Source organism: Pseudomonas sp. FG47 (assembly GCF_057809115.1).
Genome location: NZ_JBMDJI010000032.1, coordinates 43,302 through 49,951 on the forward strand (window position 1 = coordinate 43,302; position 6,650 = coordinate 49,951).

7 protein-coding genes are annotated in these 6,650 nt (G+C 62.7%); 6 read left to right on the plus strand and 1 reads right to left on the minus strand.

Annotated elements, in window-relative coordinates:
* The first annotated feature begins 28 nt into the window (after window positions 1–28).
* Window positions 29–1,672, plus strand: a complete 1,644-nt coding sequence (gene groL, locus ACODS5_RS19775; protein WP_134693947.1) for a chaperonin GroEL — start codon at window positions 29–31, stop codon at window positions 1,670–1,672.
* A gap of 100 nt (window positions 1,673–1,772) precedes the next feature.
* On the opposite strand, the gene ACODS5_RS19780 is transcribed toward groL, so the two are convergent.
* Window positions 1,773–2,501: a phosphatase PAP2 family protein gene (locus ACODS5_RS19780; RefSeq protein ID WP_489109461.1), complete on the minus strand. Its 729-nt coding sequence runs from the start codon at window positions 2,499–2,501 to the stop codon at window positions 1,773–1,775.
* Between the two features lie 191 nt (window positions 2,502–2,692).
* Here ACODS5_RS19780 and colR point away from each other — a divergent pair, with 191 nt between their 5' ends.
* From colR to ACODS5_RS19805, 5 genes are all read left to right on the plus strand, one after another.
* Window positions 2,693–3,376, plus strand: a complete 684-nt coding sequence (colR, locus tag ACODS5_RS19785; protein WP_003255215.1) for a two-component system response regulator ColR — start codon at window positions 2,693–2,695, stop codon at window positions 3,374–3,376.
* The gene (locus ACODS5_RS19790; RefSeq protein ID WP_134693945.1) at window positions 3,366–4,694 is read left to right on the plus strand and encodes a sensor histidine kinase; all 1,329 of its coding nucleotides are present in this window, start codon (window positions 3,366–3,368) and stop codon (window positions 4,692–4,694) included. The genes colR and ACODS5_RS19790 overlap by 11 nt, the downstream gene beginning before the upstream one ends.
* A gap of 108 nt (window positions 4,695–4,802) precedes the next feature.
* Window positions 4,803–5,483, plus strand: a complete 681-nt coding sequence (locus ACODS5_RS19795) for a class I SAM-dependent methyltransferase (RefSeq protein ID WP_134693944.1) — start codon at window positions 4,803–4,805, stop codon at window positions 5,481–5,483.
* A 6-nt stretch (window positions 5,484–5,489) separates the two neighbouring features.
* Window positions 5,490–6,191 (plus strand): lipopolysaccharide kinase InaA family protein, encoded by a 702-nt coding sequence (locus tag ACODS5_RS19800; RefSeq protein ID WP_134693943.1) that lies wholly within the window; start codon window positions 5,490–5,492, stop codon window positions 6,189–6,191.
* On the plus strand, window positions 6,188–6,418 hold the full coding sequence (locus ACODS5_RS19805) for a hypothetical protein (protein ID WP_134693942.1): 231 nt from the start codon (window positions 6,188–6,190) through the stop codon (window positions 6,416–6,418). The genes ACODS5_RS19800 and ACODS5_RS19805 overlap by 4 nt, the downstream gene beginning before the upstream one ends.
* Window positions 6,419–6,650 lie beyond the last annotated feature (232 nt).

Here is a 6,650-nt window from a genome sequence, read left to right on the forward strand (position 1 = left end):
TCCAAAGAATTCCAAGGATTAAACGATCATGGCTGCTAAAGACGTAAAATTCGGCGATTCCGCTCGTAAGAAAATGCTGGTTGGTGTCAACGTTCTGGCTGACGCGGTAAAAGCGACCCTCGGCCCGAAAGGCCGTAACGTGGTTCTGGCCAAGAGCTTCGGCGCGCCGACCATCACCAAGGACGGTGTTTCCGTCGCCAAAGAAATCGAGCTGAAAGACGCCTTCGAGAACATGGGCGCCCAGCTGGTCAAGGAAGTCGCTTCCAAGGCCAACGATGCTGCCGGTGACGGCACCACCACCGCCACCGTTCTGGCCCAGGCCATCGTCAACGAAGGCCTGAAGGCCGTCGCTGCCGGCATGAACCCGATGGACCTCAAGCGCGGCATCGACAAGGCCACCGCCGCCGTCGTCGCCGAGCTGAAGAACCTGTCCAAGCCATGCGCCGACTCCAAGGCCATCGCCCAGGTAGGCACCATCTCCGCCAACTCCGACAACTCCATCGGTGAAATCATCGCCGAAGCCATGGAAAAAGTCGGTAAAGAAGGCGTGATCACCGTCGAAGAAGGCTCGGGCCTGGAAAACGAACTGTCCGTCGTCGAAGGCATGCAGTTCGACCGCGGCTACCTGTCGCCGTACTTCGTCAACAAGCCGGACACCATGGTGGCTGAGCTCGAAGGCGCGCTGCTGCTGCTGGTCGACAAGAAGATCTCCAACATCCGCGAGCTGCTGCCAGTACTGGAAGCCGTTGCCAAGGCCGGCCGTCCGCTGCTGATCGTTGCCGAGGACGTCGAGGGCGAAGCCCTGGCTACCTTGGTGGTCAACAACATGCGTGGCATCGTCAAGGTTGCCGCCGTCAAGGCCCCTGGCTTCGGCGATCGCCGCAAGGCCATGCTGCAGGACATCGCCGTCCTGACCGGCGCCACCGTGATCTCCGAAGAGATCGGCCTGTCCCTGGAAACCGCCACCCTGGAGCACCTGGGTAACGCCAAGCGCGTGATCCTGTCCAAGGAAAACACCACCATCATCGACGGTGCTGGCCAAGAATCCGACATCCAGGCTCGCGTCACCCAGATCCGCGCCCAGGTTGCCGACACCACTTCGGACTACGACCGTGAGAAGCTGCAAGAGCGTCTGGCCAAGCTGGCTGGCGGTGTTGCCGTGATCAAGGTCGGTGCCGGCACCGAAGTCGAGATGAAAGAGAAGAAAGCCCGCGTCGAAGACGCCCTGCACGCGACCCGTGCTGCCGTCGAAGAAGGCGTGGTACCTGGCGGTGGTGTTGCCCTGGTGCGCGCCCTGGCTGCCATCGTTGAGCTCAAAGGCGACAACGAAGACCAGAACGTCGGTATCGCCCTGCTGCGCCGCGCCGTCGAAGCCCCGCTGCGCCAGATCACTGCCAACGCCGGCGACGAGCCAAGCGTTGTCGCTGACAAGGTCAAGCAAGGTTCGGGCAACTTCGGTTACAACGCCGCTACCGGCGAATACGGTGACATGATCGAGATGGGCATCCTGGACCCAGCCAAGGTCACCCGTTCGGCCCTGCAAGCCGCAGCTTCGATCGGCGGTCTGATGATCACCACCGAAGCCATGGTTGCCGACCTGCCGGAAGACAAGCCAGCTGCTGGCGGCATGCCTGACATGGGCGGCATGGGTGGCATGGGCGGCATGATGTAAGCCAGCCTTACCCCCTGCACCAAGGAAAAGCCCCGGCTCGCGAGAGCCGGGGCTTTTTCGTTTGTCTCGAGGCCAGTGGGGCGGCAAGGCGGCCCCTGGCTCAGGCCATGCTGCGCTCGCCGGCTGGCGCTTGCGCCCGGCCCCGGCGATACAGCACCAGGTAATACGACCCAAGGCCGATCAACCAGCAGAACACTGCCGTCCACACGTTGTGCGACAAGAAGTGCGCCCCCTGCATCATCCGTCCCAACGACAACACCGAGCCCGCCACGAACGCGAGCAACAACGCCGCCCGCGCCAGCCGCGGCTTACGGTCGCGCAGCACGAAGAACAGCGCAAACAGGCAGAACCCGGTCGTCGCGTGGCCACCCGGCCAGCACAAGCCTGGCTTGTCGGTGGGCGGCCGGGGTTCGAGCAGCTTGCTGTAGGTTTCCTTGCCACCGAACTGGGTCAGGCTCCAGGGGCATTGCACCTGGGTCAGTTGCTTGAGTGGGGTTACGAACGCGGTGGACAGCCCCAACGCCAGTACCAGGCAGCCCAGTTCCCGTCGCCAGCCATACAGGCGCTGCCAGCAAAAACTCAGGGCAAGTGCGGCGATACTCAGCACGCCGAGCACGATCACGCCTTGCTTGACCCGGTCATGCAGGATGGTCTCCAGCAGGTAGCTGTGGCGGCCGATGAATTCGCCGGCCACCGGGTTGTAGAACAGCCTGGCCAGGTCCATGTCCAGCGAGGTCCATTCCAGCAGGACCAGTGCCACGGCGGTGACGAAAGGGATGCCCAGGTACAGCCACGGGTTGATCGGGCGAGGGTGGACAGTTGCCTGCATGGTGACTCCAGCGGGTGGGGGACGGGTGTGAAAATGACTGGGCATTGTCCTGCGCCCGCTATCCTGTGTCCGTGAAGGATCAGTGAAAAAACTGTCAAGTTCGCTGAATTCGCCCCAGGGCTGGCACCACGCGGGCGATGGCCTTAAGCTGCGCCTGCCGCGCACTGCGAAGCGCCGCACAGGAGACCTCGATGCGCATTCTTTTGGTTGAAGACAACCGCGATATCCTCGCCAACCTGGCCGACTACCTCGGCATGAAGGGCTATACCGTCGACTGCGCCCAGGACGGCCTGTCCGGCCTGCACCTGGCCGCCACCGAGCACTATGACCTGATCGTGCTCGACATCATGCTGCCGGGCATCGATGGTTACACGCTGTGCAAGCGCCTGCGCGAGGACGCCCGTCGCGATACACCGGTGATCATGCTCACTGCTCGCGACCAGTTGGATGACCGCCTGCAGGGTTTCCGTTCCGGGGCCGACGACTACCTGCTCAAGCCATTCGCGCTCTCGGAGCTGGCCGCGCGCATTGAAGCGGTGTTGCGCCGTGCCCAGGGCGGCGGGCGGCGCACGCTGCAGGTCGCCGACCTGAGCTACGACCTCGATACCTTGGAAGTCACCCGCCAGGGCCGCCTGCTCAAGCTCAACCCGGTTGGCCTCAAGTTGCTTGCCGTGCTGATGCAGAAAAGCCCCCATGTGCTGCGCCGTGAGGTGTTGGAAGAAGCCCTGTGGGGCGATGACTGCCCGGACAGCGACAGCCTGCGTAGCCATGTCCACCAGTTGCGCCAGGTGATCGACAAGCCGTTCGAAAAGCCCCTGCTGCATACCGTCCATGGCGTCGGCTATCGCCTCGCCGAGGGCCGCGATGGAGTTTAGACAGAGCCTTGCCCAGCGCATCATCATCGCCTTTGCGCTGATGAGCGCGCTGGTCGCCGGGGCCTTCGCCTTCGGCATCGTCGCCACGGTGCACCTGGTCGAGGAGCGGCTGATCTCGTCGGTACTGGGCGGTGACCTGCAGCGCCTGCTGCGCATGGACAGCGTCAGCGACTGGAGCCACCGGCCGCGCCCCGACCAGCTGTTCTACTTCAGCGGCGGGCGCGACGACTTCGAACTGCCCAAGGACCTGCGCCACCTGGACGTTGGCTTTCACGAGGTGTTCCGCGACCAGTTGTCGTACCACGCCATGGTCGAGATCGTCGATGGCCGGCGCTATGTGCTGTTGCAGGACCAGAGCGACTTCGAGGAGCGCGAGCGGGTGCTGTTCGCCGTGGTGGTGGTGGGCTTCGTGCTCAGCCTGGCCCTGGCGGTGATACTCGGATGGTTGCTGGCGCGGCGGGTGATGGCGCCGGTGATTCGCCTGGCGCGCCAGGTGCGTCATCGCGACCAGTTGCTGGGCCTGGCGCCGCCGCTGGCGCCGGACTATGCCGCGGACGAGGTTGGCCAGTTGGCGGTGGCCTTCGACGATACCCTTGGGCGCCTGCGTGATGCCCTGACCCGCGAGCGCCTGTTCACCAGCGACGTCAGCCACGAGCTGCGCACGCCCTTGATGGTGCTGGCCACCTCGTGCGAGCTGTTGATGGAGAACCCCAACCTGCAGAGCCGCGCGCGTAGCCAGGTCGAGCGGATTGCCCGGGCGACCGAGGAGATGCGCGAACTGGTCAAGACCTTCCTGATGCTAGCGCGGGCCCAGCGCGACGAGGGCGCGGTGGCCTCGCGTGCGACCCTGCGCGAGGTGGGCGACGACTTGATCGGCGTGTGGCGCGACACCATCGAACAGAAGGGCCTGGTGCTGCACTACGACGGTCGAGCGAATGCCAGCCCGGTGCTGTACAACGCCACCTTCCTGCAATCGGTGATGGGCAACCTGCTACGCAACGCCGCCCACTATACCGATGGTGGTTACATCCGCCTGAGCCTGGAGGCCAATGGGTTCAGTGTCGAGGACAGCGGCGTGGGCATTCCCGAGGAGCAGCGCGAGGCCATGTTCCGGCCCTTCGTGCGGGGGGACGAGCGCCGTGGCGAAGGCCTGGGCCTTGGCCTGTCGCTGGTGCAGCGGATCTGCGACGACCAGGGCTGGCGAGTGACCCTCACCGCGACGCTGCCCCATGGCTGCCGCTTCCAGGTAGACCTGAGCCAGGGTAAACCGGTGGTGCAGGACAGCGAGGGCCGCGACGGCGTCTTGGATCCGGATTAACGTTCGGTAACATCTGCGGCTTGTTCTGACAGATTTTTCACATCGACATGACCTGACGCCAACGCTTGCCTGCCTAAGGTGTGGCGCACTGGAGTCAGGAGATGTTCAATGCGTAGCCCCATCAAACTTGCGTTCTCGCAGAAGTACGACCGGGACCATGCCCGTGAGTACTTCCTCAAGCACCAGGATGGCCTGGCCCGTCGCCTTTCTCACCTGCGCGACGAGCAGTTGGCCCGGCGTGCCTTGGCGCTGGCCGGGGAACCGGGGCTGGTGCTTGACCTTCCGTGCGGTGCTGGCCGTTTCTGGCCGCTGCTGGCGGAGAAACCCAACCGGGTGATCATCGGGGCGGACAACTCTGCCGCGATGATCGAGACAGCCTGTACGGCACAACCGCCAGAGGTGGTGGCGCGGGTACGCCCCTTGCAGACTTCCGCTTTCGCGATTGATCTGCCGGATAACGCAGTCGACAGCATTTTTTGTATGCGGCTGTTCCATCACATTGGTGATCCAGCCCATCGCAGAACAATTCTTTCAGAATTTCAAAGAGTTAGTCGTGACAGTGTAATTCTGTCACTGTGGGTGGATGGTAATTTCAAGGCTTGGCGACGTCGCAAGCTGGAGGTTCGCCGTGGTGCCCAGGCAGCGCAGGGCAGCTATCAGAACCGGTTTGTGTTACCAGCGGCTACAGTTGAAGAAGAATTTTCCTCTGCTGGCTTCAGGATTCAGGAACGTCTCGACTTCCTGCCGTTCTATGCCATGTGGCGAGTGTATGTATTGCGCAAGGGGTAGAGATTGATGGCGGTAGTCCAGAAAGAATCCAGGCAGTTCGAGTATTACTGGCAGCAGCAGGGGGAGTGGGTCGAGGAACCTAACCAGCGCCGCGGTGGCGAGAGTGGTGTGCAGCGCCTGAGCGATGACCATGGCCACATGCTGTATGCCAAGCGTCAGGTGGGGCATATCTATCGCAGCCTGCTGCACCCGTTCGGCCGGCCCACGGTGTTGCGCGAACTCGATGCATTGCACAGCTTCGAGCAGTTGGGTGTGCGGGTGCCGCGCATCGTCTATGCCGGCGCCGAGCGCGATGCCGATCATCAATGGCGCGCATTGCTGGTGAGCGAGGCGCTCGAGGGGTTCGTCGATCTTGATACCTGGCATGCCGAGGGTGCCCGCGAGCGATATCCGCAGGCGGTTCACGAGCGCATGCTCAAGGACTTGGCGGACAACCTGGCGCGTATGCACCTGGGCCATTGGCAACATGGCTGCCTGTACGGCAAGCATGTGTTCGTCAAGGTGATGGGCGACGGGGAGCAGGCGCGGGTCGAGGTGGCGTTGCTCGATCTGGAGAAATGCCGGCGGCGGATCAGTTGCCAGCGCGCGGCGTACAACGACCTGCGCCAACTGCGCCGCCATTCGTCGTTCAATGACGCGCAATGGCAGATGTTGCTCTATTTTTACCAGATGGCGTTTGGCAGCGCTGTCAAAGGGTTAGAGCAATGAAACTAGAAATCGCTCGAGCTTTGTTCCTGGTGGCGGCGTTGGCGGTGACCACCGCGGCGGCGGCGGCCTGGGAGCAGCCTCGCCCGACCGTGTTCAGCAAGGCCGAGGTCGGTGGGTTGTGCCCGCTGCCGCGGGTGGCTAAGGCTGATCAGGCGCGGGCTCAGCCGGACCATGATCTGTTGTTGTTTCTGTTTGGGATGAAGCAGGGGTTGCGGCCGTTTGGCTAAATGCTGGCTGGCGTCAGGGGCTTTAGGAAGTTCCTGGCGTTTTGATTTTAGTGATCATGTTTTGGTTAGTTGGTTAGTTGGTTAGTTGTTGGTTTTGGTTGTTTTGTGTGCATTCATTTGTGATGTCGACGCATAGTCACCTTTCCGCCCTTACGGCGGGTCCCTTTTTGAAGGATCTGTAGAGACCGGACACATGGTGGACACGTGTACGGAGACATGGTTGACACTTCCC